Below are 25,502 nucleotides of genomic sequence, written 5' to 3' on the forward strand. Positions count from 1 at the left end.
ATTACCAGCTGGCTTTTTTCACACCAGGGATCTGGCCTTTGTGGGCGTAGTCTCTGAAAGCAATACGGGACATATGGAACTTTCTCATATACCCCCGGGGCCGGCCGGTTATTTCGCAGCGGCCTTTCAAACGTGTCGGGGAAGAATCACGCGGCAGCTTTCGAAGGGCTTCATAATCGCCCTTCTCTTTCAACTCTTTCCTCAAGTCTGCGTATTTCGCTACCATCGCCTGTCTCTTTTTCTCTTTTGCTATCTTTGATGCTTTCGCCATAGTTTATATCTCCAATCTTTTATAGAAATGCTCGCCTTTCCAAAAGTGTAATCATTACTATTTAATTTAAAGTAAATTTTTTTGGAAATCTCTCCTTTAAAAAGGATGCCCAAAACCAAAACGTAACGATTACGTTTTAAATTGTGTAATCCTATTAAATCATAAGATCAGCCATTTGGCAAATGTCATGAACCCCCCGCCAGTTCTCTTCTATATCATCCCAAATTTCAGCACTTGGTCCGGTTACGAGACGAAAACAACCTCCATAAACTAATAGAAGCATCAAAGTCTATAATAATAAGGAATGATCCTATGGAGAATCTATTTAATGGGAAAATCACTAAAAAGGACCTGGCCCCCTATGAGATGATCGGTGATGGAAAAGATGGGGAGATTTACATGGTCGCCGACGACAAAGTCGTCAAATACTTCTTTAAAGAGGAAACGTGGCAGCGGGAACTGGAAGCGATGAAAATCGGACAGACCTCGACCATTATGCCCCGCCTTTATGAATATGGAGAGCATTATATTGTCATGGAGTTCGTTCAGGGCATCTCTCTTGCCCGGCATATGAAACGTCATGGATACATCGATGATGAAATGACGGAAAAAATCCTGTTCGTTTTGGCAGAGTTCAAGCGGTTGGGGTTTACCCGCTGGGATACAGAAGTCCGCCACATGCTGATGGATGGCTCCGGCGATTTTAAAGTGATCGACCACAAACGTGCCTTTACATCGAACGCCCCTTATCCAACGAAGCTGATGAAGGGTATGAAGAAGTTTGGTCTCTCCGGAGAATTCATGAAACATGTAAAAACGCTGAGTCCGGATGTCTATCAAGCCTGGAAGAAAGCCAAATAAGTAAGAAAGCACTCGAGATCTTTTTATAGCATCGAGTGCTTTCTACTAGATTCCCCATAAAAAAAAGACTGGATTTATCCCAGTCTTTTTTTCCGTTCAATTAGATTTTACGAACCGTAACATTATCAAGGTTCGTTGTGTTGATGTGGCCGTTATCATCAGCCCATACTAAGAAGTGATCGTCCGCATATACGTAGGAACCTTCATCCAGCTCTTCATCGCCGGATAGAACTTCAATTTTATCACCCATGGACAAAATCTTGTTCAAGAACCCAGCCATGCTTTGGCCTTTATCTTTTTCTTTATCTTTATACATATCATTTCCCTCCTTTTCACTGTTTACTCTATTTCTATGCTGAGTCAAGGAATGCGTACAGGCATATCGCTCAATTTGAGAATGTTTTCCTATTAGCCCTTGATAGATTTTCCGTTTCGGCTGCCGGACAGGATATACGTTGATAGATAGATGACCACGTTTACGTGTATTCGTTCTCGTACGTATCAGAGGATAGGCCGCCTTCTGATTGACTCTGCTCGATTTTGACGAAGTTCAGAAGCTCTTTATCCACCGAAGAAGTGTCGTGCCTCTTCCTCCCGGCGTGTTCGGTCTCCTTTTTATCACAGGAGTGGTTTCCCCTGTCCTTCCGCATGGAACATGGATCAGCCTGCTTTTTGGATTTCTCCCGTTTTTTTCTGTCCCTTTTGATTTTTCTTACACTGACCGGACCGCTTACATTGGTTACATTGATATGTCCCTTACGATCCACCCAGACGAGAACATTGTGGAACGCTGTTATATAGGTACCTCCCTCTCCGAGCACTTGATCCCGGAAGAAGACTTCTAGATCGTCCCCCAGTTTAAACATGGACGTTAAAACATCATCCATGGCTGGGACATTGTTGTGCGGCTTTCTGGGAGCATGATCTTCCCGCCCCTTATCTACAGGGACCTTCCCAGCGTTCGATGGACTGTGATTTTTTCTCATCGGCTCACCTTCTTTACATTAGAGCTTTCGTTCCTAATCAATATATGATGCCGGAAAAAGGTTGTAGAGCCTATTTTCAGGGCAGCCCCCGGCTCCTCTCTCTATTTTTTTATTCTGAGGCTGCATTCCAATAGGGGAACAAACAGTCAGGCGCCCTGTGCTCGTGTCTGTTTCGACTATCATTCGGAACACATATAGTAACGTAATAGAGATTAGAATGAGGTGATGAAAATGAAAGATACTGTATTGGTCATCGCTGCCCATCCGGACGATGAACTCCTTGGCACAGCAGGAACGCTGAAAAGATTCGTGGACCAGGGAAGTAGAGTCGTATCGATCATTACAGCAAACGGAAGAAAAGAAGAGGCTCATCACATTCAATATCTTGCCCGCAAGGCAAACCAAGAGATCGGAATTCAGGAAATGGTATTTTTAGAACACCCGAACTTGGAATTAGAAATGATGCCTCTCCATCTATTAACAAAGGAAATTGAAAGACTGATTGAGATTTACCAGCCATCGATCGTATTCACCCACCACTACGGGGATGTGAATATCGATCATCAGATTACGTTCCAGGCTGTACTCACAGCCGTCCGTCCCCTTCCTGGTAAACAGCCGATCGAGCTGATCACCTTCGAAACCGTATCTTCAAGCGAGTGGAATGCCCCGGGCAGTGATAAGCAGTTCAAGCCCAACTATTATGTGAATATATCTACAAAGATTGAAGAAAAAATCGCTTCCTTGAAACATTACGAAGTTGAAATGCGCGCCTTTCCCCATCCGCGTTCCTATGAAGGAGTCAAACATCTGGCGAGTGTCCGCGGGATGACTATCGGTGTTCCATACGCGGAAGCCTTTGAAGTAATCAGGAGGATATGGATATGAAGGAATCCTATTTTCCATACCCCCACCTGATCGCCGCTCTCGATGATTATTATGGAATCAAATCGAAGCCGCTCCACGCTTTCCTCGAAGGAAAAAGTAAAAAACCACGGCGGAAGAAGAAAACAAAACACAAACCCGGACAGAAAAAATTATCCATACTTCTGACGACCTTTTGGGATTATCCACATACCGGCGGACTTTCCAACTACATCACCACATTAAAAGAAGGCCTCGAATCTATGGGACATAAAGTCGATGTTATCTCACCCAGCCAATTTTCACCTAAAAAGGTACAAAAGCTCCGGGAAGCGATCGTCCCTGAATTAAAGACTTTCTTTGAACGGCGTTATGGCAGCAGTACAAGTAAAATCATCCAAAACTCACGTCTCCTTTATATCTATGAACAGATGATATCATCCGTCAAAGTGGAGAAATACGATATCCTTCACGCCCAGGATTTATTTACAGCCAACATCCTGGGAAGATTGAATGAAGGCATAGGAAAGCCGCTTCTTTTTACGCCCCACGGCATGTTCACCTTCAGCAGGGTCAAATTCAACCGCATTGAGGCAGGATCCGTCGAAGAAGTGTATTACAAAAAAATCGAAGAAAAAGCCATCGACTACGCCACCCACATGGTCATTTTGAGTGATTCCTTCCGTGAACCGTTGAGTGCTCTCGGAGCCAAACCGAACAAACTGACTACAATTCATACCGGCATTGAATTCAAAGACTTGAAGCGGAGGGACAGGAATGAGAAAGTTGTCATCGCCTGTATCGCAAGGCTGGGGCCCCGCAAAGGACATACGCATCTTTTCAAGGCACTGTCGATGATCAAGCGGATCGGCCAGCAGGCAGAGGTGTGGATTGTCGGGGACGGGGAAATGCGGGAAACGCTTGAAGCGGAGGTCCAATCGTTGAAGCTCTCCAACGTGAAGTTTCTAGGTAAGCGCGGGGACATTCCTGCCATTTTGAGTAAAACCGATATTTTCGTCCTTCCCACCGTCAACGACAACCTTCCGATTTCCATTATAGAAGCGATGCACAGCGGGGCAGCTGTCTTGACTACCGACTGTGGCGGCATCACGGAAATTGTCCACCACAATCAAACCGGTCTCGTGGTGGAACCGGGACATGTCGGCCAGTTAACCACCGAGCTCCAACGACTGCTTGGAGACGAAGCCTTACGAAGAAAGCTTAGCGGCAAGGCGTATGACTATGCCAAGAAGCACCTGACACGGGAAGCAATGGTCGGCCGCGTAGAACAACTCTACTATAACCTTCTCGATTCGGAGGGAGAATGATGTTCACACACCCAGCTGTCGTGCTTGATTTAAGTGCTAACGGCGTCGGAATCATCCACACTCTTGCCCGAAAAGGAATTGATGTGTACGCCTTCGATACAGAAGGGCCCTATGCCAAAGGAAAATCACGGCTCGCCCACTGCGCTGTCTGCCCAAGTCCCTTGACCCAGGAGGAAGAACTGCTTTCTTTTTTAATCCAAACCTCCGATTCTCTCGATCATAAACCCGTTCTCTATGCCGGGTCGGATGATTATGTGGTGTTCATTTCCAAGTACCGCCGTGAACTGTCCTCCTACTATCTGTTCTTATATCCCGATCATTCAACCATCATGGATCTGCTCGATAAAAAGAGAACCTATGAATTGGCCGTCCAGCATCACGTACCGACAGCGAAAACTTTTTTTATAGAAGATGAACAGCACCTGGATGAAGCCATTGCACAGTTGGAGTTCCCGTGTATTTTAAAGCCCGTATTCGGTCATGAATTCCGGAAACACGTCAACAAAAAGGCGATTCACATAGAGGATGCTGACATGCTGAAGGAGGTCTACCCGGCATACCGGGCCTTCGGAGAGCTGATCATACAGGAAATCATCCCCGGCGATAACCAATCCTTCTATAAAATCGCCACCTTTTTTGATGAGAACATGCGGTTACTCGCCCTTTTCACCCTGCAGAAAAATCACCAGTTCCCCGCCCAGTTTGGAACAGGCGCCCATATTGTGAGCAGGAGAATTCCCGAACTCGTGGAGGAAGGTCTGCCGCTGTTGGAAGCGTTGAACCTTAAAGGGATCGGAATGATCGAATACAAAAAAGACCCACGCGACGGCCGATACAAGCTCATTGAAATCAACCCTCGTTTTTGGCTCACCCACAGCTTAACCGGCGCTTCGGGCGTTGATTTTGCCTATTTTTACTACCTGCACCTGACAGGGCATCACCCCGCACCATCCTTACAGCAGACAGACGGCGTTCAGTGGATCTATCTTGTCCGCTATTTCCTGACCTTCCTTGAAAAAAGAAAGCACGGCGAAATGAATGTTCGAGATTTCCTAGAGGGGTTCAGGGGGAAGAAGGTTTTTGCTCTCCTTGCCCTCGATGACCCGATGCCTTTTATACGCAGCACCTTGTCCCATTTGAAGAATGCCTGGAAAAAGAACCGAAGGAGTGAGTAACCATGTATTCCGGCGCCGAACTGACGTCGATGTTTCATAAAAACCGTATTGAAGAGAAGCTCACTGCCTCTCTTGGAAAAAAAGTGTCGCTCATAGAGAATTCGGTACAAAACCTAAAGTCCACGAAGCGAAGCAGCATTTATCAGCTCGACCTTCAAACACACAACCAAACCTTTCCGATCATTTTCAAAATCTATCACTCGACTAAATATAAAAATGAAATTGAGATCAATATCTACAGCAGGGCCTATCCTTTCCTGAAAGAATTCCTCCCCAACATCTATCTGGTCGAGAGACACGGGTCAGATACGTGGGTGTTTATGGAGTTTGTCCGGCAGATCCGGGGACAATTGACGTTCACCCCCGACCATTTCGATCTCATCATCCCTGCCCTTGCCAAGCTGCACGCCCACACGTATGAGGAAAAGTTCAGAAGGGAGTCCGCGGCTCTGCAGCCTTGGTTTCCCATGTACGACTCTCCCGAAACGAAAAAAGACCGGGAAAAATTCATGTCCAATACACTAACCATGCTGACGAAGGCCAAAAAGGAAAAGCAGTGGAAGGATGTCATCAAACCTCATTACAAATCATTGAAAAACATGTATAAGCAGGGCCCTGATTTTTTCCCTGAACTTCTGGAAAGCGGGTTCTCCATCACCCACGGTGACCTTCACATGCAGAATATCTGTTCAAAGGATGTCCAGAAACCTACCGCCTGGCCCATTCAATTCATTGACTGGGAATCAGCGAAATTCGCCCCGTCCTGGTTCGATATGATTGTCATGGTCGAGATTTTGATCGCCTTCCGCAAAGACTGGCAGAACGACGCTGACAACATCCGCACTCGAGTCGTGGATGTTTATACAAAGGAAATGAAAAAGCATGGCATTGAGTTCCAAACACCGCCCATGAAGCTTTATAAAATGGCCTATCTCCAGCGGACCCTTGAAAAAGGACTGCACACCCAGCTGAGGCGCATCCTTGAAAACCGTGGAGGGGAACTCCTGCCCTACCATCTGGAGAAAATAGCTGCATGGGGGAAAGAGCTGGGAATTTACAAATAGATAAGAAAGGACGAGGAAACGTGAGTGAAATGCCATCCTTCCGCATTCATCCCGCTCTTACTGCTGTGATGGATCAGTATTTTTTAAAGAAGAAAGACGCCGCTCCCAACTCCCCCCATTCCTTCCACCAGCAGTCAATGGAATACCGGCCGCCGAAGTCTTTGACCATCTTATATGTAACGTTTTTTCGATATCCCAATACCGGCGGGCTGTCCCATTACATCACCTCCTTGAAAAACGGCATGGAGGCTGCAGGTCATCACGTTGATGTACTGGCCCCCGGGCACATGTCTTCCGTGCAGCTGGAGGAGTGGATTCCGGAAGCCGCAGCCGCCGCCCGGGCGTTCATGATGGACCGTTACGGATCAACAAACGAAAAAATCATAAAGAACCTCAGCTTTCTTCATGTGTTTTCAGCGTTTCTCAAAACCCAGAACCTTGAGAAGTATGACGTTATCCACGCCCAGGATCTGTTTGCCCTTTTCCTTCTTGGCGATCTGAATCAAACGTACCAAAAACCACTATTTTTCACCCCGCACGGTTTTTTTACGAAAAGCCGCCTGACATTCAACAAAATCCATAAAGGGTCCCTTGAAGAAGCCTATTTTACGTGTATTGAAAAAAGCGGGATAGCAGCCAGTACGAAAATTATCATGATCGCTGATTCCTTCCGCCCCAACCTGATGAATTTTGGAGCAGAGGAAGAAAAGCTGGTGACCGTTCATACCGGCATCGATTTTCAACCACTCCCGAACCGCCCCCGCGAAAAACTCACCATAACCTGCGTTTCCCGACTGTCCCCACGGAAAGGTCATGGGTACCTTTTAGAAGCGCTGGCACGTCTGCGGGAGTATAGGAATCATATGGACGTATGGATTGTCGGAGATGGTGTCATGAAAGAAATCCTGATGAAACAAGCGGAAGAATGGGAGCTGGATAACGTCACCTTCTGGGGCAGACGAGACGATATCCCGTCCATTCTCTCGCAGTCAGACATCTATGTTCTGCCTACGATCAATGACAACTTCCCTTTATCCATCATCGAAGCTATGCATTCGAAGCAGGCGGTCATCTCCACTACATGTGGGGGCATACCGGAAATGGTCCATCCTGAAAAAACCGGCATTCTCTGCGAACCGGGGAATGTAGAAGAACTGGTCCGGGCGCTCAGGCGTTTTATAACCAGCAAAGAAGAGCGCAGGCGGTTTGCCGCGGCCGCCGAGTCTTACGCACGCAGGCACCTTACCAGCGATATCATGACTAAAAAAATCGAAGCCGTTTACCAGAATCATTTATATAGAAAGGAGGGTTTTCAGTGAAAGTATTAGTGACCGGCGGAGCCGGATTCATCGGCTCCCGAATTGTCCACCTGCTATTGTCAGAAGGTCACATTCCCATTGTTTTAGACGATTTCTCCAACGGACGGAAAGAAAACCTTCCATGTGGAGTGAAGGTTTTCAAAAGACACCTTTCATCAAAAAAAGTGAAGGATATATTCGAAAGGGAGAGGCCCGATATCGTGATGCACCTCGCTGCTCAAGTGAATGTGACGGAATCCCTTAAAAAACCAGCGGAAGACGCTGCCGTTAACATTTCAGGCACCGTAAAACTGTTGGAATACAGCAGCCGTTATGGCGTGAAAAAATTCATCTTCTCCTCCACCAGCGCCGTTTATGGGGAGAGCTGTGACACCCTCCACGAGGAAAACCCAACCAGCCCCCTGTCCTTTTATGGGGCCTCAAAATCAGCAGCCGAAACGTATATCCGATTGTTCCAAACACTTCACGGCCTTCCCTACACCATCTTCCGCTATGCGAATGTCTATGGTCCCGGGCAGCGCTCCGACGGGGAAGGTGGTGTAATCAGCATTTTTGTTGAGCAGCTGTTAAAGAACCAACCCCCGGTCATTTTCGGGGATGGCAGCCAGACCCGCGACTTTGTCTACGTCGATGATGTCGCGCGGGCCAACCTGCTTGCCATGACGAAGGCAGATAACCAAACCCTTAACATCGGCAGCGATACACAAACGTCGATCAAGGATCTATACTCCCGGCTTTCCGAGAAGTGTGGGATATCAACGGAGCCTGTTCATTATGAAAAACGGGATGGTGACATCCGGCACAGCCGGCTTTCCAATGCAAAGGCACGGAGCGAACTCACATGGACTCCAGCGCATGATTTGAATGAGGGGCTGGAGAAGACGGTCGATTATTATAAAGGAATATAGAAAACCCCGGAAGCCTCCCTGACGCAGAGGGGGCTCCCGGGGTTTCCATATTCCTGTCTACATCGTTTTAAAGGCATGGAAAAACTCCGCCATCGTCCCGGCTTTAATAAATGGTTGTACAGTGGATGGACGATCAATCATCTGCCCGAGTTTTTCATATAATACCTGCAGATCCTCCTGGCTGTCCTTTTTCACACAGAGAAAACAGATCAATTGGACAGGCTTTCCCTCCCATAAAACAGGATTCTTCAGCGTACAAAAACTTAAGAACGTTTCCGATGATTGAGGGGTAATAGGATGAGGAATCGCGGTTAAGTTTCCAAAAGAGGTTGGTGCGACTGCTTCTCTTTCAAGAACGGCCTTGAGGAAAGTATCGTCTACCAAACCCTTATTCATTAGTTCGCCGCTCATAAATTCAAGGACTTCCTGTTTTGACTGACATTCTTTCTGTAAGTAGACGAGATCTTCACGTATATAATCGACGAATGCCTTTTTTCCTCCCACCACGGTTTCTTCAATCCTGAGCAGGTCGGATTCACTTACAATGGTATTCACCTCGATCACAGGAATCTCCAACCTTTGAATCGGAATGGAACTCACCACAAAATCAATGTCTGCTAAGTTATATTCGTCCAGTTTATAGTATTCCGTCGTTCCGGTAATATCCAGATGACTGCCGAAATGTGATTTCAATTTATAATAAATCAGTTTCGCTGTCCCCATTCCAGAAGCACAGACGATCAGACATTTCTTTGGTCCTGTTTCCAACTTCCTTCTTTCTATAGCTGCCCCGAAATGGAGGGCCAGGTAGCCTACTTCGTTTTCATCAATACTGACCCCTGTATGCTCTTCAATGACCACGCCGGCTGTCACTCCCGTCTCAAAGGCTAACGGGTAATTTTTTTTGATATCCTCCAGCATCGGGTTGCGGATGTTCATTTCATACTTGAAGCGGTTGATGGCCGGTTTCAAATGGAGGCGGAGAGCCACGATTAATTCCTGATCTCCTCGGATTCCTAAATTGAATTCCCCATCGATCTTTTCCAAAATAGCTTTAACCAGATCGATGACCTGCTGATCCATAACCTGTTCTACAACCTCACTGGATGTGGTCAATAATTTCGTTCCAAGAAGGTGCAGCCCTATATAAGCGATCTCTATATTCGGAAACTCGACATGAAGAGCATCCTCCACCTCTTTTAAAATTTCTGCGGCTACCTGATACTGTTCCTGTTCTTCAATTTCCATCAGGTCATCCTGATACATCTCTACGTAGTTGCCACTTTGGACACGTTTGTAAGCGATCAGGATATGAATCAGCAGATTGTTCACCGCGATGTCGGATAGCGTCATGTCATGCTCATTGATTTTTCGGATGAGAATAGCGAATACCTTCTCTTTATCTTCTTTAGAAAAAGAATCCAGCTTGTCCGGAATACCTGTATTCTGCTGGTTAAATAAATATTCACTCAGGCAGAACCGGACCTTCATTTCTTCCCCCTTGATTTTCAGCCCATAATTCGGGCGGGATTCTAATGAAAGATCATAATTGAATAACTGCTTTTTGACTTCCTTCAAATCATTTTGAATCGTAGACTTGCTGATGAACATTTCCTCGGCAAGATCATCTAATTTGACATACCCTTCACTTAATAACAGCTCTTTCAAAAGATAAGCGGCCCGGCCTTCCGGAGATTCCGGCAGTCGATTCCCAGCCGTTTCACCAGGATCATCCGTCCTCTTTAAAAACTCATGGAAACGGGAAACATCATGGATCTCCAACTGATATCCCTTTCCCATAATGGTATGAATCTCCGCCCCGTTCTCTTGTAACCACCCATTCAGAGCTTTAATATCTTCCCTTGTGGTACGTGGAGTTACGTGATTAACACTGGCTAAGTAAGAACTGGAAAGCGGATAATCCACCGCCATTAATTTACGCAATATATTTTCCAATCGAGAGTTCAGCATATCGCTTCTCCTTACTGATCCATACTGTGGTAACCGATTGAACTACGCTTCACCGCGCAGAAGAGTTAAAACCCATTATTATCCGCCACATTTTTAAACCAGTGCGCACTCTTTTTCAAGCTTCGTTCCTTCGTTTCCACATCGATGGAAATAAATCCATAACGGTTTTTATAGGCATTGGACCAGGACCAGTTATCCATCGTCGTCCACATATGATACCCTTTGGCATTGCACCCTTCCTGAACAGCTTTATGGAGCCACTTCAAATGCTCCGATACAAATTCAATACGGTAATCATCCTGGATTTCCCCGCCTTGCAGGAATCTCTCTTCGTTTTGTACCCCCATGCCATTCTCCGAAATAAATGATGGGATGTTTCCATAGTGATCCTTCAAATTCATCATAATATCATAGATTCCTTTTTCATAAATCTCCCACCCGCGATAGATGTTCATCCTTCTGCCCGGCATCTCGTAATGGTCGAAATACCATTCCGGAAGAAAAGGAGCATAAGGGTTTGGTAGATTTTCCTTAGCTTTCACACGACGAGGCTGATAATAGTTCACTCCTAAAATATCGACCGTATTGGCTTTCAACAGGGCTTGATCTTCCGGCTGCGAATCTGGGAGACAGCCATGCTCGGATAAAAGTTCGATCAATTCCTGAGGGTATTCTCCAAGGACAGCGGGATCCAGAAAACTGCGGTTAAAGAATAAGTCAGCGATCCTGGAAGCACGCAGGTCAGCAGGGTTTCCGCTACGCGGATAAGAAGGAGTGAGGTTCAGGATGATCCCGATTTCCCCCTGGTGCTCATTCCTTTTAAAAGCTTCTACAGCTTTTGCACTGGCCAAAGCTGTGTGGTAGGCGACCTGGGCTGCCCGCTTCGCGTCCACGACGTTTGGATAATGGAAGTCATACAAGTATCCACCTTCTACAGGTACAATCGGCTCATTGAACGTAAACCACTTGGAAACCCGGTCTCCGAACAAACGGAAGGCTTCTTCTGCATATGCCCTGAATGCTTCGACAACCCGACGACTCTCCCAGCCCCCTTCCTCCTGCAGTTTCATCGGCATATCAAAGTGGAATAAGTTCACGAAAGGTTCGATATCGTTTTCGATCAATTCATCAATGACATCATTATAAAAAGCAGCTGCTTCCTCATTGACCGACCCGCGCCCTTCAGGAATCAGTCGTGACCAGGAAATCGACAGCCGGAACGTATTATGGCCGATTTCTTTCATTAACCCGATATCTTCTTTGTAGCGGTGATAAAAATCTGAAGTTGTCTGCGGTCCTACATCCTGAAAAAAACGATGGGGCTCAGTTTTATACCAATGATCCCATATATTTTCCCCTTTCCCGCCTTCCTTTGCTGCACCTTCGATTTGTGTGGCAGAGGTGGCACTCCCCCACCAAAACCCTTCTGGAAATGAATACTCTACACTCATCATGATCTCCTCCTTTATTTCAAACGGTAAATTTCAATAATTTCCACAGCAAGATCTCTAACCGTCATGGAAGTCATTAAGTGATCCTGCCCATGGATTAAAAACACATTGATTTTTGTTTCCCCTCCGCCCGCTTCTTCTTGAAGCAGCTTTGTCTGAAAGCCGTGAGCCTTTGCCAGTTCATCATTGGCTTCCTCGATCAGCCGGTCGGATTCATCGAACTTTCCTTCCTTAGCGGCTTGGATCGCTTCCATCGCACTGGATTTTCCGTTCCCTGCGTGCAGGATGATCTGGAAGGCTGTTTCTGTTGCCGGATTCATTTCTTCATTCATTTCTCATCAATCCACCTTATATCATTCTGAAGTTACCCCTGATCCTTTATTCAACCATGTCTCCCTTACCTTCATCTTCATAGTATTTTTTATCTAATATTTTCAGAAACGGCCACCAGATGATGAAGACGATAAACAGATTGAATGCTTGAAGCGCTGCGCCCTGCCACGCATTCCCTGTTGCCAGAAAACCACTGAGAAGCGGCGGTGTCGTCCATGGCACAATGATTCCTGCAGGTTTTGGCACCAGTCCTGTCGACATTGCAAAAAATGTAACCAGTGTTATAACAACAGGAGCTACTAACCATGGGATAAGGATCAATGGATTCATGACAATTGGTAAACCGAAAATAATCGGTTCGTTCACATTAAACAATCCCGCTGGTGCCCCTAATTTACCCAGTTCTTTCAACTGTCGGCTTTTACCTATAACAAAGATTAAAATAATAACCGCAAACGTCATCCCCGTTCCACCCATACCGACAAGAAATGTATCGATGAATTGCTTTGTAACAACGTTCGGAAGTTCATTTCCAGCCTGGAAGGCATCAAGGTTCTGTTCATTCAAGGCATACCAGATCGGGTCGAATACAGAGTTGACGATAATCTGACCATGCAGCCCGAAGAACCAGAAGACCTGAATCATAATAACCGCTACGATTGTAGCCGGCAGTCCACTTCCCAACGCTGTCAATGGTTCCTGGATCAACGTATAGATAAAGTTCTGAACCGTATCGAATGGTGTGAAGCTGAATAAAATACGTACGAGCAAAAACACGGACAATGTCAACGTTATTGGAATCAGTGCGCTGAAGGACTTGGAAACCGCACCAGGAACACCCGAAGGCATCTTAATCATCCAATTCTTCTGAACGAAGAAGCGGTAAAGCTCTGCGGAGATAAAGGCAGTGAATATTCCCAGGAACATTCCTTCTGCACCTAGACTGGAGGTCGGAATAACGCCGGTGACGCCCTCCAGAATCTGGGGGGTCAAAATGAGAAAGGAGGCCAAGGCTACGACGCCCCCATAAATGGACTCCAACTCATAATGCTCGGTCAATTTATAACCGATTCCGACAATGACGAACATCCCCATGATACTCAGGGTGGAGGCCGAAGCAGGTCCCAGTGCATTTTGATACGCTCCAAACGCCTCTTCACTGATCATTTTGTCAAGGAATGGAAAGTTAGCTATAACTACAAAGATCGAACCGAAAATGATTAAAGGCAGAGCTACCATGAAGCCGTCTCTTAACGCAGTTAAATAGCGGTTGTTATTCAGCTTATCTGCGATCGGCAGCAAAAACCCCTCTAAAAACTCCATAAATTTATTCATGCTGGATGCCCCCTGAATGGATATTAATGGTTCTCGATCGTACCAAGCGCGTTTTCTAAAACAGCTTTACCATCGACTCTTCCGTAGGCGACTGGATCGATCACCTCAACAGGGATGCCCACTGCTTCAGCAGCTTTGGAAAATTTCTTTTTCATGAAGCGCATCTGCGGACCGATAAGCAGGATATCGGCCTGCTCCATTTCTGTTAAAGCCTTATCCTGACCGACCGCCCATATGTTCACGTCCAATCCTTTTTCTTCAGCGACCTTCTCCATTTTTGAAACCAATAAGCTTGTAGACATGCCTGATGAGCAGGCTAATAAAATGTTCTTCATTTGTGCGTCCCCCTTGATTCGTTTGTTTTACCTTAATTCCATTGTATTTTAAAAGCGCTTTCATTTACACGCATGCTTTTTCCTCTATAGGTAGGAAATAATTAATGGCATACGTGTCTTACGTACCATTGATACCAATAAAAAAGGAAGCTGTGGCCAGCTTCCCTCTTCCTATCTATAGGTTTCCTTCAATGAGCCCGGGTATCGATCATCATCGTTAAACCTACTTCTCCAATCCAGCCACGCCAAATCCTCCGGGACCTGAATGTGTTGAAATCATGGCCCCCGCCTGTATCCATGTAGTATGGTGGAACCCATACTCTTCAGCGATTTCCTCCATCCGTTGCTTCACCTTTTCATCAAGTCCGATGGAATAGATCATATAAAGCTGACGAGTATCCAAGTCGAATACACTCAGGTAATCTCTCAGGAGCTTTTCAGCCGCTCCCATCACCCTTCCTCTGTACTTTTTAGTGGACATGAGGTTTCCATCTTTCAACTCTATGCAGGGCTTTATTTTCAACAACGTGCCTACAAGAGAAGCGGTATTGCTTACCCGGCCTCCAGCTTTCAAAAATTCAAGGCTGCCGGGAATGAAGGACAGCCTTGTTTTCGGAACCACTTCCTCGATTTCCTGCAATAACTGCTGTGCATTCACGTCAGGATTCCGGCCTAATAACTCTGCGGCATACAGGACGATTGCGGCTAATCCGCCAGTCACATTTAGAGCATCAATGAGATAGAGATCCTCGAATTCTTCAGAAGCGATGACGGCATGTTGAAAAGAAGATGACGCTTTTGATGTGTAACCAATATGAATGATCGTACAGCCAGGGTACTGCTCTCTTATCTTTGTAAAGAATTGCTCATATTCATAAACATTGGTGGAGGTCGTCGTGGGAATTTGTTTCGTGCGGGTGTAATAATCATAAATCTCCTGAACAGGCAGAGAGCCATCTAAATAATCCCTGCCGTCCATAATAATGTGCATAGGAACCACTTGGATCTTGTGCTTGTCCGCTAAATCAGAGGGGATATCGGCCCCGCTTTCTGTCGATAAGACGATTTGTCCCATACTACTGCCTCCTGAATGATTAGAGATTCTTACTATCTTCCCTCCACACATTCCCTCCACTTTCCAATTCTAAAAGCCATTTCTTTCTCGCGTTTCCTCCCCCATATCCGCCGACCGTCCCATCACTGAGAATGACGCGGTGGCACGGGACAATAAGGGCGAGCTGATTAGCCCCGTTCGCTCCAGCAACGGCACGGACAGCCGCAGGCTTCCCGATGGCACGGGCAATTTCTGTATATGTGCGGGTTTCCCCTGCAGGAATTTCCCTTAGTTCGTCCCATACCCTCGTTTGAAAAGGAGTGCCTGTGAATGCCACAGGTGTTGTGAATTCGGTTAATTCTCCATCAAAATACAGATGCAGTTCTTCCTCAATGGTTTGCATAGGCGGCGTTTTCCCTGGGATGATAACAGCCTTCTTTTTTCTCCTGAGCACTTCCACTTCTTTTTCCAATCCTCGCCGATCCACAAACTCCAATAAGTACAGATGCGTTTCATCCGCAACAGCAATCATCGGTCCCATCCTGGTGTCCAGCCACGATGCTTTCAACAGTTGGTTTTCCTGAGCAGAGGCCGGGGACTCCCCCATGATTCGGGAAAAAGCGTCCCTAAACCCGCTGCTGGATTCGTAACCGCTGTTCAACTGCGCATCAATGACTGATCTCCCTGACCGGATTTCCTTCATCGCAAGGCCCATTCTCCGGGCCCGTGCATACTGCACAAAGGTCATGCCGAAACGTTTTTTAAACTGACGGCGGGCGGTGGACTCATCGACGGAGAGCTCGCGGAAGTCCTTTTCTCTCCATTTCTTCTCCGGGTTTTCCTCCACCGCCTGGACCAGTTTCTGCACAAGCGCAGAGACTTGGTCAGGGTGGGAAAGCGGGGTACATCTTCTGCAGGGACGAAACGATGCAAGAAGCGCTTCCTGCGGGGTAAGGAAGAATTCACAATTCTCATACTTCGGCTTCCTTGCCGGACAGGTGGGACGGCAGAATACTCCCGTGCTTGTGACCCCTGCAAAGAAAAGCCCTTCATAGGCTGCATTTCTTTCGAGTAAGGCTTGGTAGAATTCTTTTCTCTTATCATCACTTATCATAAGAACACCTCTTTACAATTGATCAAAACCAGGATGCTTTTCTTTATTATAGAGGGAATTCCACCATCCGCAGCCGAAAATCAGGCATCGATTTGTTCTTCAAAGGCTCCTGTCTTTTTATATTCGGCTCCAGAACAGTCTCGTCCTGTCTATCCCATAAAAAAAGCCTCTCAAGAGGACGGTAACTCCTGAAAGGCTTTTAGTAAGGAGGACCGATATCCACGTCTACTCTTCTTCATTCACTCCAAGCGTCATACCGCCATCCACCACAATTTCCGTTCCAGTACAATAGGAGCTTTCATCAGAGGCTAGAAAGGCAGCCACACGGGCAATTTCAACCGGCTGGCCGATACGCCCAAGGGGGACCGAATCATAAAACGAGGGAACACCCTGCCCCTGGGTAGCCATTTCCGTCTCAATACCGCCGGGATGGATCATATTCACCCGGATTCCCTTCTTACCGAGCTCAATCGCTGCCGCTTTAGACATCGCGACCACCGATGCTTTCGTCGCGGCATACGCCGATGACTTGGCAATCGGAGAAAACGAGGAGATGGATAAATTGTTGATGATGGATCCTTTTCTCTGTTTTTCCATTTGAGGCGCAACAGCCTTCATCCCTCGAAAGACCCCGAGCTGATTCACATCAATCATTTGCTGGTATTCATCCATCGTAATCTCTTCAAATGGTTTGCGGATCAAGACACCTGCGTTATTGATGAGAACGTCAATGGCTCCGAACTTCTCTACAATTTCTTCTACAGCCCCGTCCCAATCCGAATCTTTCGTAACGTCCAGTTTTACGGGATAGGCCTCATCGATTTCGTTTGCTGTTGCTTGAGCATCTTCCCATTTCCTTGCGCCTACCATCACCTTTGCCCCAAGAGAGGCAAGGTGCTCCGCCATCGCTTTTCCCTGTCCGCGATTGGCTCCCGTGATCATAATGACTTGGTCCGTTAAGTCAGCCATGCATATACCTCCATGTGTTCTTTTATGATTGAAGCTTTAACTTCAGCTTCAATCTTATACGTAAAACATGATTATACGGACAGACGTCGTTCTTGTCTAATTCATTATTTTCAAACATGAATCATATCCCCACACTCAAGAGGAACACCAATCAAAAAAGCTGGAGACCATTATTATGGCCTCCAGCTTTTCCTCGTACAAAGACTTACCGTAAAACTAATGATTAATGCGCCGTCATTTCATGAGCGATCTCCTGACCATCCATGTCTGATGGATAATACGTCGGCCAGTTTGTCACTTCGTCCAATAGTGCTTCACGGTCATCTCCCCAGTAAAGGTGGTAGTGATCCGCGTCAGTCGGAGTAATACTGTGATCACTGAACTGGATGTATTGAGGAAGATCCCCATCCTCTTCTGTTAACTCATAAATATAACGGACCCCTCTATTGCCCGCTTCATAGGTAAGGATTTCATAACCATCATAGGTATAGGTTCCCGACGACTTTTCTCCATTTTCGAAGAACGTTACGTCATTTCCCTCAAAAATAATGCGTTCCACATCGGTTTCGTAACCGATCTTATAGTACTCTTTATATTCTTCTGCTGTCATATCTCCGTCATTATCAGCCTTATGAGCAAACACTTCATCAAGTGTTCCGTCCTGAAGGTATGGATATACAGACTGCCAGTCTCCTTCCCAGTCTGTCAGCTCACGATCCTTCACCTGCTCATCTTCAAAGTACCCATCATAAATCTGCTGGGCTTCTTCGTCTTCCGCATGGCTGTGATTATGATCGTGGCCGCTGTGCTCGTCTGATTCAGAAGATTCCTCTGAATCAGACGGTTCTCCGGATAACCCTTCTGTCAATACTTCTAAATTCCGCTTCATGAGGGTGAAATAATCTTCTTCATTGTTGATATCTTCTTCCGTCAACACAGACAAATTATGAAGACGCAGAGATTCTGCCCCGATTTCTTTTCTAACGACATCCGCAACTTTAGGTGTAACATTCTGCTCAAAGAATACATGATTGATGTTATGCTGTTCAGCCGTTTCAACTATGGCTTCCAAATCTTTTTGAGAAGGTTCATTGGTCGGGCTTAAACCGGAAACAGAAACCTGCTCGACGCCGTAGGATTGTTCCCAGTATCCATAAGCGGCATGAGAAACGATGAATTTATTCTTTGGTGCAGCTTCCAATTGATCGTGGAACTCCTGATCCAGCCCTTCAAGGTTACTTTTTAGTTCCTCGAAGTTTTCATTATAAGTGTCTTCCTGCCCAGGATTCAGTTCAACCAGTGTATCTTTGATATTCTCAGCTACTTGAATAGAAAGGACGGGGTCAAGCCAGACGTGCGGGTCCTGGTCCCCGTGATTATGTCCAGCGTGTTCATCCTCATGAGAGCTTTCCTCTTCCTCATGGTTATGAGCATGCTCTTTTAATTCAATCCCCGTGGATGCTTCCAGAATTTTCACGTCTTCAGATTTAATAGAATCTGAGATTTTTTCGGCATAAGGTTCTAACCCGGCACCGTTGTAAATAAAAGCATCCGCTTCTGCCATTTCGATCATTTCTTTTGATGTTGGTTCATATGTGTGAGGATCTGAACCCGGAGGCAGAATCGATTGTACATCCGCCTGCCCCCCTGCAATCTGCTCGGCAAAATACTGAAGGGGATACACCGTCGTATAGATACTCAATTCTTCAGAAGGATCGGATTGTTCACCCTCTCCACTACTGCTTGATTCTTCTTCTCCACATGCGGTAAGTAATAAAATAAATGCAAATAAACCAACTGCGCCAAATATTTTTTTCATTATTTCTCCTCCTTCTTATGTACCTCAATTATCCTATCGTAATGATTACGAATTGTAAATAGTAATCATTACGATAGATTCCGCGAATTTCAGCCCAGCCTAAAATCATTGAATACCTTAACCATAAATTTAAAATACATGCTGATCTTCGCCGCTCATGATTAAGACTTGAAGCAACGCTTGGTGTAGGGCATCGCAGCCTCTATGAGGTTGTGATTCCTTTAGTTATCTCAGTCGGTAAAGGATGGTAGTGGGTCATGGAGATCGTGCCATTCCAATCTCATTTCTTCATCTGTCAGCAGGCAGTGATCAAGTCCCTTGATGATTTGTTCCTTATCCATTTTCATACCGATAAATACCAATTCCGTCATGCGATCTCCATATTCATCATCCCATCGTTCGGCTAACTCTGGTTCTTCTTTCAGGATTTCTTCCTGTTCTTGTTCTGGATACACCGCTATCCAGTCTCCGACTCCTTGGATAACGAGAGAAGGTCCAGCCTGGGATAACAACCCAGACGTGTCATTTCTCGAAGCCAGCCAGAAGAATCCTTTGGATCGAACGATTCCTTCCGGCCAGTTCTCCAGCCAATTCATCCAGCGTTCGGGGTGAAACGGCTTCTTCCTCCGATAAACAAAAGAGCCAATCCCGTATTCTTCACTTTCCGGGACATGTTCTTCATTTAGCTCTTTCATCCACCCTGCTCCCTGACTGGCTTGTTCAAAATCAAATAAACCTGTATTCAGAACTTCATGGAGAGGCACTTGGCTGTAAATCGTATCCACAATTTTGGCATGAGGATTTAATTGTTTGATAACAGCCTTTAATTCCTCTCTATTGACTTCTTTTACTAAATCGATTTTATTCAACAGAATAACATTCGCAAATTCAATTTGGTCGATCAATAGGTCGATCACTTCTCTAGTATCGTTTTCATCAGCCCCTTGATTACGGTCCAGTAAGTTTTCTCCTGATCCATAATCATCCCAGAAACGATTGGCATCCACGACGGTTACCATGGTGTCTAACCGGCAGTGGTTACCAAGGTTGATCCCCAGTTCTTCATCCTCATACGTAAAGCTTTGAGCAACGGGAATGGGTTCTGATATTCCAGTGGACTCAATAACGATATAATCAATGTCCAGGTTGGAAAGCTTTTCTACCTCCTTAATTAAATCGTCCCTCAGCGTACAGCAGATGCAGCCATTCTGTAATTCAACCAACTTTTCTTCTGTCCGGCTGAATCCACCCTGCTTGATCATATCTGCATCTATGTTGACTTCACTCATATCATTTACAATGACCGCGATTTTGAGGTCTTCTCTATTGTGCAACAAATGATTTAATAACGTCGTTTTTCCGGACCCTAAATAACCACTCAACACGGTTACTGGTATCTTCTTTGGCATGTTTTCTCCTCCTTAGCGGATGGCACGGTGCATTACGCCGCTCCTCCAGCACCCTTGAATTCGAGCACCAATGATGATTTACTCAGTTATTCATACCCGCACCCTTTTCGCTTACCAGCTTGATTTTTTCACACCTGGAACCTGTCCTTTATGAGCATATTCCCTAAAAGCAATACGGGACATTTTGAACTTCCTCATATAGCCGCGCGGTCTCCCGGTCACTTCACACCTGCCGGTCAAACGAGTGGGAGAAGAATCACGCGGAAGCTTCCTTAGTGCTTCGTAGTCTCCTTTCGCTTTTAGTTCTCTTCGAAGATCAGCGTATTTCGCTACCATTTCCTGTCTCTTTTTTTCTTTTGCTACTTTTGATTTCTTAGCCATTTAAAATAAACCTTCCTTTCATGTGTAATGATTACGATTTAATTTAAAGTAAAAAAATTCACTTCTGCAAACGATCAACACGGGGAATGGATACAAAAAACACCTTTTGATTTTCTTTCAACTGTGACCTGGAAAGAACAAATTCCGTGCAATCTTTCCACTTAACCGCGTCCATCATCGGTATAAGCTGGCGGCTGATCTCTTCTTCTACCTGCTTCATGACGTTCAGAAGTTCAAACAAAGTCATATTGAAATGTTTCGCTGCGCGCTTATGCGGCGAAACACTCCTGAGATGATTCATAAATTGTTCTTCAGAATCAACTTCCTCTGCAATATCATCTTCCATCTTTATCACATAATGATATAGATCTTTCTGTTGTTCAGGCAGAGTGCTGAGAATGTTCTCCGTTAGGATTTTCTGTAGATATTCACTCATGATTTCACCTCTGTATGTAACCTTGGCCACTTAGAGAAGCTGGGTTACGATTGCCGTTTTCATTTCGTGACACACTCCATTTATTCTCCTCATAGAAAATCTGCAGCAAGTCTAACTACGGATGATTAATAGTAATCGTTACGATTTAACGAAGAATACTGTTATTAAATCATAATTTCAAATCCTTGGCAACAACTTTCTTGTACATTAAAAAGTCTTTGTTGATTCATATAGCGGAATCTCTCCTGCTTTCTTCTATATTTTATGCCCAATTAATATCCGCAGACATTGTTCCATAATCATAAGTGGTCTCCCCTTCCCGCCTCAAAATTCCATGCTCTCTAATGCCATTTTATAGTCATACACCAGATTCAGCGGCACTTTCACTTTTTCAGAAAAATTTGATAGTATCTGTAGTACACCTTCAAGGAGGGATAGTCATGAAAGTCATATCAAAAGAAGAGATTACGAGTAATTTTTCTATGAAGGAAACGATGGACAGCATCGAATCTTTTTACACCAAAAAAGAGAGCGGATTCATATCACCGGACCGAATGCATATAGAGGATGGGGAGAATACGGCTTTGCTGATGCCGGCCTTCTATGGAGATTATTACTCCACGAAACTTGCAGGCGTTGCTCCTGAAAACAAAAATGCTGGAAAAGACACAATCCACGGCTTGATGGTTCTGAATGACCGCAAGACGATGGAACCCCTTTTCTTGTGTGATGCCATTGCCATTACGGCCCTGCGTACAGGCGCTCTGGGAGGACTCGGAATCAAATACCTGGCTAAAGCAAACGCGGAAACGTTAGGCATTATCGGAACCGGCACACAAGGATGGAGTCACCTGGAATCAGCCCTTGCTGCCAGAGATATCAAACATGTACATATTTATAACCGCACCGAAGAGAAAGCCCATCAGTTTAAAGCAAAAGCAGAGACACGCTTCCCGCAAGTCACGTTTACCGTTTCCTCTGTCGAAGAATTAGCCAGACAGTCAGACATTATCGTAACAACTACGACCTCCACCACACCTGTACTTCCTGAATTAAACGATTCAGATTGGAAAGGCAAACTCATTGTAGGCGTCGGCTCCTTCCGCCCTTCCATGCAGGAAATCTCTGATCAAGTACTAAGAATCGCTGATGAAGTATTTGTAGATGCCAGATCCGCCCTTCATGAATCCGGGGACATGATCCAGGCCGGGCATTTACGTTCGGACTTAGAGAACTCCTGGGACCTCGAAAAAATCATCACCGAAAATGATCCGCCGCAGGATTTAGACGAAAAGACGATCGTGTACAAATCTGTAGGGGCTGCCATCTTTGATTTAGTTGTGGTTCAATCGATTTATGAAAAGCTGTATAAGTAAGAGATATACGGCATTGTTTTTGTCGATGCCTGTCCCCCCCATTTGGCTGAAGCTTTGCTGGACTGGGGATAAGTGTCTTTGCAGTAAATCCTCTTTCTTTTACCCTCTGCGCACAAGTCTTCATGTGTGCACCAGCGGGTACTGATGTAGATTTCCCTTCCCCATGTTCTTTATAGATCTAAAATGATCAGCTCCAAAACCTCGGAGTCCGTTCCGGGCTTCTTTTTACATCCGCGTCCATCTCATGTGATAAAATCCAAATAGAAATCGTGATTTCATACGCACCTAAGGGAGGAGCAATCATGGATCAGTCATTCATTCAAACGAGAGAAGAATTGATCAGTTTGCTAAAGGATTTAAATGATTACGATTTAAATACTGCTACGGAACTGGGAGGTTGGACGGTTGCACAGGTGGTGGAGCATCTAGCAGTGGCTGAGGTGAATTTTCTAAAGCTGGTGGAGAACGCTATGAAGCAGAAACACATAGGGCATGCTGAGGAAAAAGATTTCTCCATCCTGCGGGATCGTTCCGTAAAAATGAAGGCACAGCAGGAGCCTTCCACTGTCCACAGAAATGCAGAAGACTGCATCCAATTGTTGCAGAACTCAAGAAACGCAACCGAAGCTTTTTTAAATGAGAACAAATACATCGAACGATATGTCGTGTCCCATCCGCGATTTGGAGATATTTCTGCCAACAGCATTTTCACTCTCATAGCCGAGCATGAACAACGCCACATTGAGCAGATTGAAGAGATTTTAGAGGCTATTAAGTAAATCATTGTTCACATGTTATTTGATCATACAGTGATGCGTCCCCATGTTTTCTCGCCTTTTAAGTAATGGAATATCCTTTACGCTGCTCGGCAGTCATACATGCCTGGAAACTATTATAGCTGAATGCCAAAACAAGGATTAATACAGTGGATTTTAAAGGAAAACAAAAGCGCAAGTGAGGCTCACCCATTACCTCATTTGCGCTTTTGTTTGTCTTATCTTTTTTATAATCTGGTTAAGCACTTCCGAGAACACGAGCCCAAATGCTATAGCACCAGATATCATAAAAGCTTTCGCTGCAATAGAGATTGCGGCGCTGTAGTCATTTTGTACAAAGTTCCGCATCGCGTCATAAGCGAGACTTCCTGGTACGAGAGGAATAATCCCTGGTACGCTAAATATAATCATAGGCGTTTTGTTTATCCTTGCCAGCATCTGGCTGACCATGGCAATAACAAAGGAGGCGATGAGTGTAGCTGGGACACTGTCGACTTCTCCCCATACTAAGGATATGTAAATGACCCAACCAATCATGCCGACAAGACCGCATTTGATGATTGTATTTCTTGGCGCCTGATAGATGATCCCAAAGGCAGCTGATGCAAAAAAGCTTGCTATGGCGTATTCAATCAACATAGTCATTCCTCACGATCTCTAAAATAGTGCAAACATCACAGCAATACCTGCCCCAATTGCAAAAGCTGTTAAAAAAGCCTCTGCCCCCTTGGCGAGTCCTGAGATCAGATGGCCTGCCATCAAATCTCTTACAGCGTTGGTGATGAGCAGACCAGGGACCAACGGCATGATTGAACCGATAACGATCTTATCCACTTCCTTCCCAATACCGAATGAAAAAAGGGAGAAGGCTGTAAAACCGATCAACAACGAAGCAACGAATTCAGCAACGAATTTAATTTCAAATAATCGAATGAAGTTAATCAATGCAATAAACCCTAGTCCTCCTGCTAAGCAGGCTGGCAGGAAATCGTACCAGCTCCCCTGAAACATGATAGTAAAGAAACCACTTGCTAACGTGGCAGCGATGATTTGCATGCGCATGGAATAGTCTGTAGGACTGGTTTCAATCTTCCTGAGCTCTTTATACGCTGCTTGAGTAGACAATTCCCCACTTGCAATCTTTCTGGAGACATTATTCGCAAGGTTCACTTTCTCGAGATTTGTCTCTCGTGCCGAAACTCTTACTAATTTTGCATGGGCACCAGGGCTGATCGTAAACATAATCCCAGTAGGTGTTACATAACTTTGGGATTCATCCCGTCCGAAAGATTGGGCAATCCGCGTCATCGTATCTTCCACACGATAGGTTTCCGCTCCATTTTGTTGCATGATCTTCCCCATTAATAAACATAACTCAATCAAGTCCTCTGTATCCTCCACTCGGTCACCTCCATTCGTATTCCAGTATGTTTAGTGTATCTATTCCTATCCTAAAAGCTTAAAACCCTAAAGATTTCCACAATCGCGAAACTTCTTCACTTTCTTTTGAAAGAATGGCTGGATCTTAGCTCCATATTATTCTTTACGGCTTCCCAATGTGGATGTTCATCAAAGAATATTCGTCTCCATACAAGTACAATATCACATCACCCAGGGCTGGAGTATTGTGCATTCTTTACTTTGAACAAAACTAATAAAAAAACTATAAGGAAAAGAGGTGTGCATCAGCCCCCTTCTACACCTAAGCTTCTTTACTGTATAAACCATTCGGCAATAAGAACTTTAGATATTCATAATATCTGCTCTTTTTTCTGTTGGCTGGAATTTACGGTCTTCTAAAAAACCTGAAATGAAAATAAAAAAGCAAAAAAGGACTACATCCTTTATTTAGGATTTAGTCCTTTTATTCCTAACTATTTATACATGACTTCAAGAGTTCCAGAGACTTTTTGTGTGTTTCAAACTGTTTATAGAAAAAGCCCTATTACTTAAGTGGTTGGAGCGTT

Annotated in this window: 26 protein-coding genes; 9 read left to right on the forward strand and 17 right to left on the reverse strand. The window is 45.2% G+C overall.

The window, feature by feature from the left end; genetic code table 11:
* Position 1: 1 nt before the first annotated feature.
* The gene (rpsN, locus tag ACXAJH_RS14825; RefSeq protein WP_474967277.1) at positions 2-271 is read right to left on the reverse strand and encodes a 30S ribosomal protein S14; all 270 of its coding nucleotides are present in this window, start codon (positions 269-271) and stop codon (positions 2-4) included.
* Between the two features lie 312 nt (positions 272-583).
* On the opposite strand from rpsN (ACXAJH_RS14825), the gene ACXAJH_RS14830 reads away from it, so the two are divergent.
* Positions 584-1,132, forward strand: a complete 549-nt coding sequence (locus ACXAJH_RS14830) for an RIO2 family protein (protein WP_474994392.1) — start codon at positions 584-586, stop codon at positions 1,130-1,132.
* 100 nt (positions 1,133-1,232) lie between these two features.
* On the opposite strand, the gene ACXAJH_RS14835 is transcribed toward ACXAJH_RS14830, so the two are convergent.
* Both ACXAJH_RS14835 and ACXAJH_RS14840 read right to left on the reverse strand, forming a co-directional pair.
* Positions 1,233-1,448: a hypothetical protein gene (locus ACXAJH_RS14835; RefSeq protein ID WP_035532206.1), complete on the reverse strand. Its 216-nt coding sequence runs from the start codon at positions 1,446-1,448 to the stop codon at positions 1,233-1,235.
* A gap of 160 nt (positions 1,449-1,608) precedes the next feature.
* Entirely contained in the window at positions 1,609-2,118 is a 510-nt protein-coding gene (locus ACXAJH_RS14840; RefSeq protein WP_474967275.1) for a hypothetical protein, read from the reverse strand.
* Between the two features lie 231 nt (positions 2,119-2,349).
* Between ACXAJH_RS14840 and ACXAJH_RS14845 the strand changes: the two genes are divergently transcribed.
* Genes ACXAJH_RS14845 through ACXAJH_RS14870 form a run of 6 tightly spaced genes read left to right on the forward strand, consistent with a single transcriptional unit; the run spans position 2,350 to position 8,776 of the window.
* Positions 2,350-3,006: a PIG-L deacetylase family protein gene (locus tag ACXAJH_RS14845; RefSeq protein ID WP_474967274.1), complete on the forward strand. Its 657-nt coding sequence runs from the start codon at positions 2,350-2,352 to the stop codon at positions 3,004-3,006.
* Positions 3,003-4,310, forward strand: a complete 1,308-nt coding sequence (locus ACXAJH_RS14850) for a glycosyltransferase family 4 protein (protein WP_474994394.1) — start codon at positions 3,003-3,005, stop codon at positions 4,308-4,310. Before ACXAJH_RS14845 ends, ACXAJH_RS14850 begins: the two co-directional genes overlap by 4 nt.
* Positions 4,307-5,485 carry a carboxylate--amine ligase gene (locus ACXAJH_RS14855; protein WP_474994396.1) on the forward strand — a complete coding sequence of 393 codons (1,179 nt, stop codon included), beginning with the start codon at positions 4,307-4,309 and terminating at the stop codon, positions 5,483-5,485. Before ACXAJH_RS14850 ends, ACXAJH_RS14855 begins: the two co-directional genes overlap by 4 nt.
* A gap of 2 nt (positions 5,486-5,487) precedes the next feature.
* Positions 5,488-6,549, forward strand: coding sequence for a phosphotransferase (locus ACXAJH_RS14860; RefSeq protein ID WP_474994397.1), 1,062 nt, complete (start codon positions 5,488-5,490; stop codon positions 6,547-6,549).
* Between the two features lie 29 nt (positions 6,550-6,578).
* Positions 6,579-7,868, forward strand: a complete 1,290-nt coding sequence (locus ACXAJH_RS14865) for a glycosyltransferase family 4 protein (RefSeq protein ID WP_474994485.1) — start codon at positions 6,579-6,581, stop codon at positions 7,866-7,868.
* On the forward strand, positions 7,865-8,776 hold the full coding sequence (locus ACXAJH_RS14870) for an NAD-dependent epimerase/dehydratase family protein (RefSeq protein ID WP_474994399.1): 912 nt from the start codon (positions 7,865-7,867) through the stop codon (positions 8,774-8,776). Before ACXAJH_RS14865 ends, ACXAJH_RS14870 begins: the two co-directional genes overlap by 4 nt.
* Positions 8,777-8,833: 57 nt before the next feature.
* Here ACXAJH_RS14870 and ACXAJH_RS14875 read toward each other — a convergent pair whose 3' ends face one another.
* The 12 genes from ACXAJH_RS14875 to ACXAJH_RS14930 all read right to left on the reverse strand — a co-directional run bounded on the left by ACXAJH_RS14875 (position 8,834) and on the right by ACXAJH_RS14930 (position 21,383).
* Positions 8,834-10,747 (reverse strand): BglG family transcription antiterminator, encoded by a 1,914-nt coding sequence (locus ACXAJH_RS14875; protein ID WP_474994401.1) that lies wholly within the window; start codon positions 10,745-10,747, stop codon positions 8,834-8,836.
* A gap of 65 nt (positions 10,748-10,812) precedes the next feature.
* Positions 10,813-12,198, reverse strand: coding sequence for a glycoside hydrolase family 1 protein (locus ACXAJH_RS14880; RefSeq protein ID WP_474994403.1), 1,386 nt, complete (start codon positions 12,196-12,198; stop codon positions 10,813-10,815).
* A 14-nt stretch (positions 12,199-12,212) separates the two neighbouring features.
* Positions 12,213-12,530, reverse strand: coding sequence for a PTS sugar transporter subunit IIA (locus tag ACXAJH_RS14885; RefSeq protein WP_474967267.1), 318 nt, complete (start codon positions 12,528-12,530; stop codon positions 12,213-12,215).
* Positions 12,531-12,576: 46 nt separating this feature from the next.
* The gene (gene celB, locus ACXAJH_RS14890; protein ID WP_474994404.1) at positions 12,577-13,866 is read right to left on the reverse strand and encodes a PTS cellobiose transporter subunit IIC; all 1,290 of its coding nucleotides are present in this window, start codon (positions 13,864-13,866) and stop codon (positions 12,577-12,579) included.
* A 23-nt stretch (positions 13,867-13,889) separates the two neighbouring features.
* Complete coding sequence (locus ACXAJH_RS14895) at positions 13,890-14,201, reverse strand: lactose/cellobiose PTS transporter subunit IIB (RefSeq protein ID WP_474972144.1); 312 nt, start codon at positions 14,199-14,201, stop codon at positions 13,890-13,892.
* Between the two features lie 223 nt (positions 14,202-14,424).
* Positions 14,425-15,276 carry a DegV family protein gene (locus ACXAJH_RS14900; protein ID WP_474967264.1) on the reverse strand — a complete coding sequence of 284 codons (852 nt, stop codon included), beginning with the start codon at positions 15,274-15,276 and terminating at the stop codon, positions 14,425-14,427.
* Between the two features lie 19 nt (positions 15,277-15,295).
* Positions 15,296-16,369, reverse strand: a complete 1,074-nt coding sequence (locus ACXAJH_RS14905) for a bifunctional transcriptional activator/DNA repair enzyme AdaA (protein ID WP_474994406.1) — start codon at positions 16,367-16,369, stop codon at positions 15,296-15,298.
* 225 nt (positions 16,370-16,594) lie between these two features.
* Positions 16,595-17,338, reverse strand: coding sequence for an SDR family NAD(P)-dependent oxidoreductase (locus ACXAJH_RS14910; RefSeq protein ID WP_474994408.1), 744 nt, complete (start codon positions 17,336-17,338; stop codon positions 16,595-16,597).
* Positions 17,339-17,561: 223 nt separating this feature from the next.
* The gene (locus ACXAJH_RS14915; RefSeq protein WP_474994410.1) at positions 17,562-19,157 is read right to left on the reverse strand and encodes a metal ABC transporter solute-binding protein, Zn/Mn family; all 1,596 of its coding nucleotides are present in this window, start codon (positions 19,155-19,157) and stop codon (positions 17,562-17,564) included.
* A gap of 230 nt (positions 19,158-19,387) precedes the next feature.
* Positions 19,388-20,566, reverse strand: coding sequence for a GTP-binding protein (locus ACXAJH_RS14920; RefSeq protein WP_474994411.1), 1,179 nt, complete (start codon positions 20,564-20,566; stop codon positions 19,388-19,390).
* 111 nt (positions 20,567-20,677) lie between these two features.
* Positions 20,678-20,947 carry a 30S ribosomal protein S14 gene (gene rpsN, locus ACXAJH_RS14925; protein ID WP_160839496.1) on the reverse strand — a complete coding sequence of 90 codons (270 nt, stop codon included), beginning with the start codon at positions 20,945-20,947 and terminating at the stop codon, positions 20,678-20,680.
* A 58-nt stretch (positions 20,948-21,005) separates the two neighbouring features.
* On the reverse strand, positions 21,006-21,383 hold the full coding sequence (locus ACXAJH_RS14930; RefSeq protein WP_474994413.1) for a hypothetical protein: 378 nt from the start codon (positions 21,381-21,383) through the stop codon (positions 21,006-21,008).
* Between the two features lie 440 nt (positions 21,384-21,823).
* Between ACXAJH_RS14930 and ACXAJH_RS14935 the strand changes: the two genes are divergently transcribed.
* Entirely contained in the window at positions 21,824-22,759 is a 936-nt protein-coding gene (locus ACXAJH_RS14935; RefSeq protein ID WP_474994414.1) for an ornithine cyclodeaminase family protein, read from the forward strand.
* Between the two features lie 302 nt (positions 22,760-23,061).
* Entirely contained in the window at positions 23,062-23,538 is a 477-nt protein-coding gene (locus ACXAJH_RS14940; protein WP_474994416.1) for a DinB family protein, read from the forward strand.
* A 189-nt stretch (positions 23,539-23,727) separates the two neighbouring features.
* Here ACXAJH_RS14940 and ACXAJH_RS14945 read toward each other — a convergent pair whose 3' ends face one another.
* The gene (locus tag ACXAJH_RS14945) at positions 23,728-24,174 is read right to left on the reverse strand and encodes a threonine/serine exporter family protein (RefSeq protein ID WP_474994418.1); all 447 of its coding nucleotides are present in this window, start codon (positions 24,172-24,174) and stop codon (positions 23,728-23,730) included.
* Between the two features lie 18 nt (positions 24,175-24,192).
* Positions 24,193-24,936, reverse strand: a complete 744-nt coding sequence (locus tag ACXAJH_RS14950; protein WP_474967258.1) for a threonine/serine exporter family protein — start codon at positions 24,934-24,936, stop codon at positions 24,193-24,195.
* Positions 24,937-25,502 lie beyond the last annotated feature (566 nt).

This window comes from Halobacillus sp. ABD4_316, assembly GCF_056161385.1.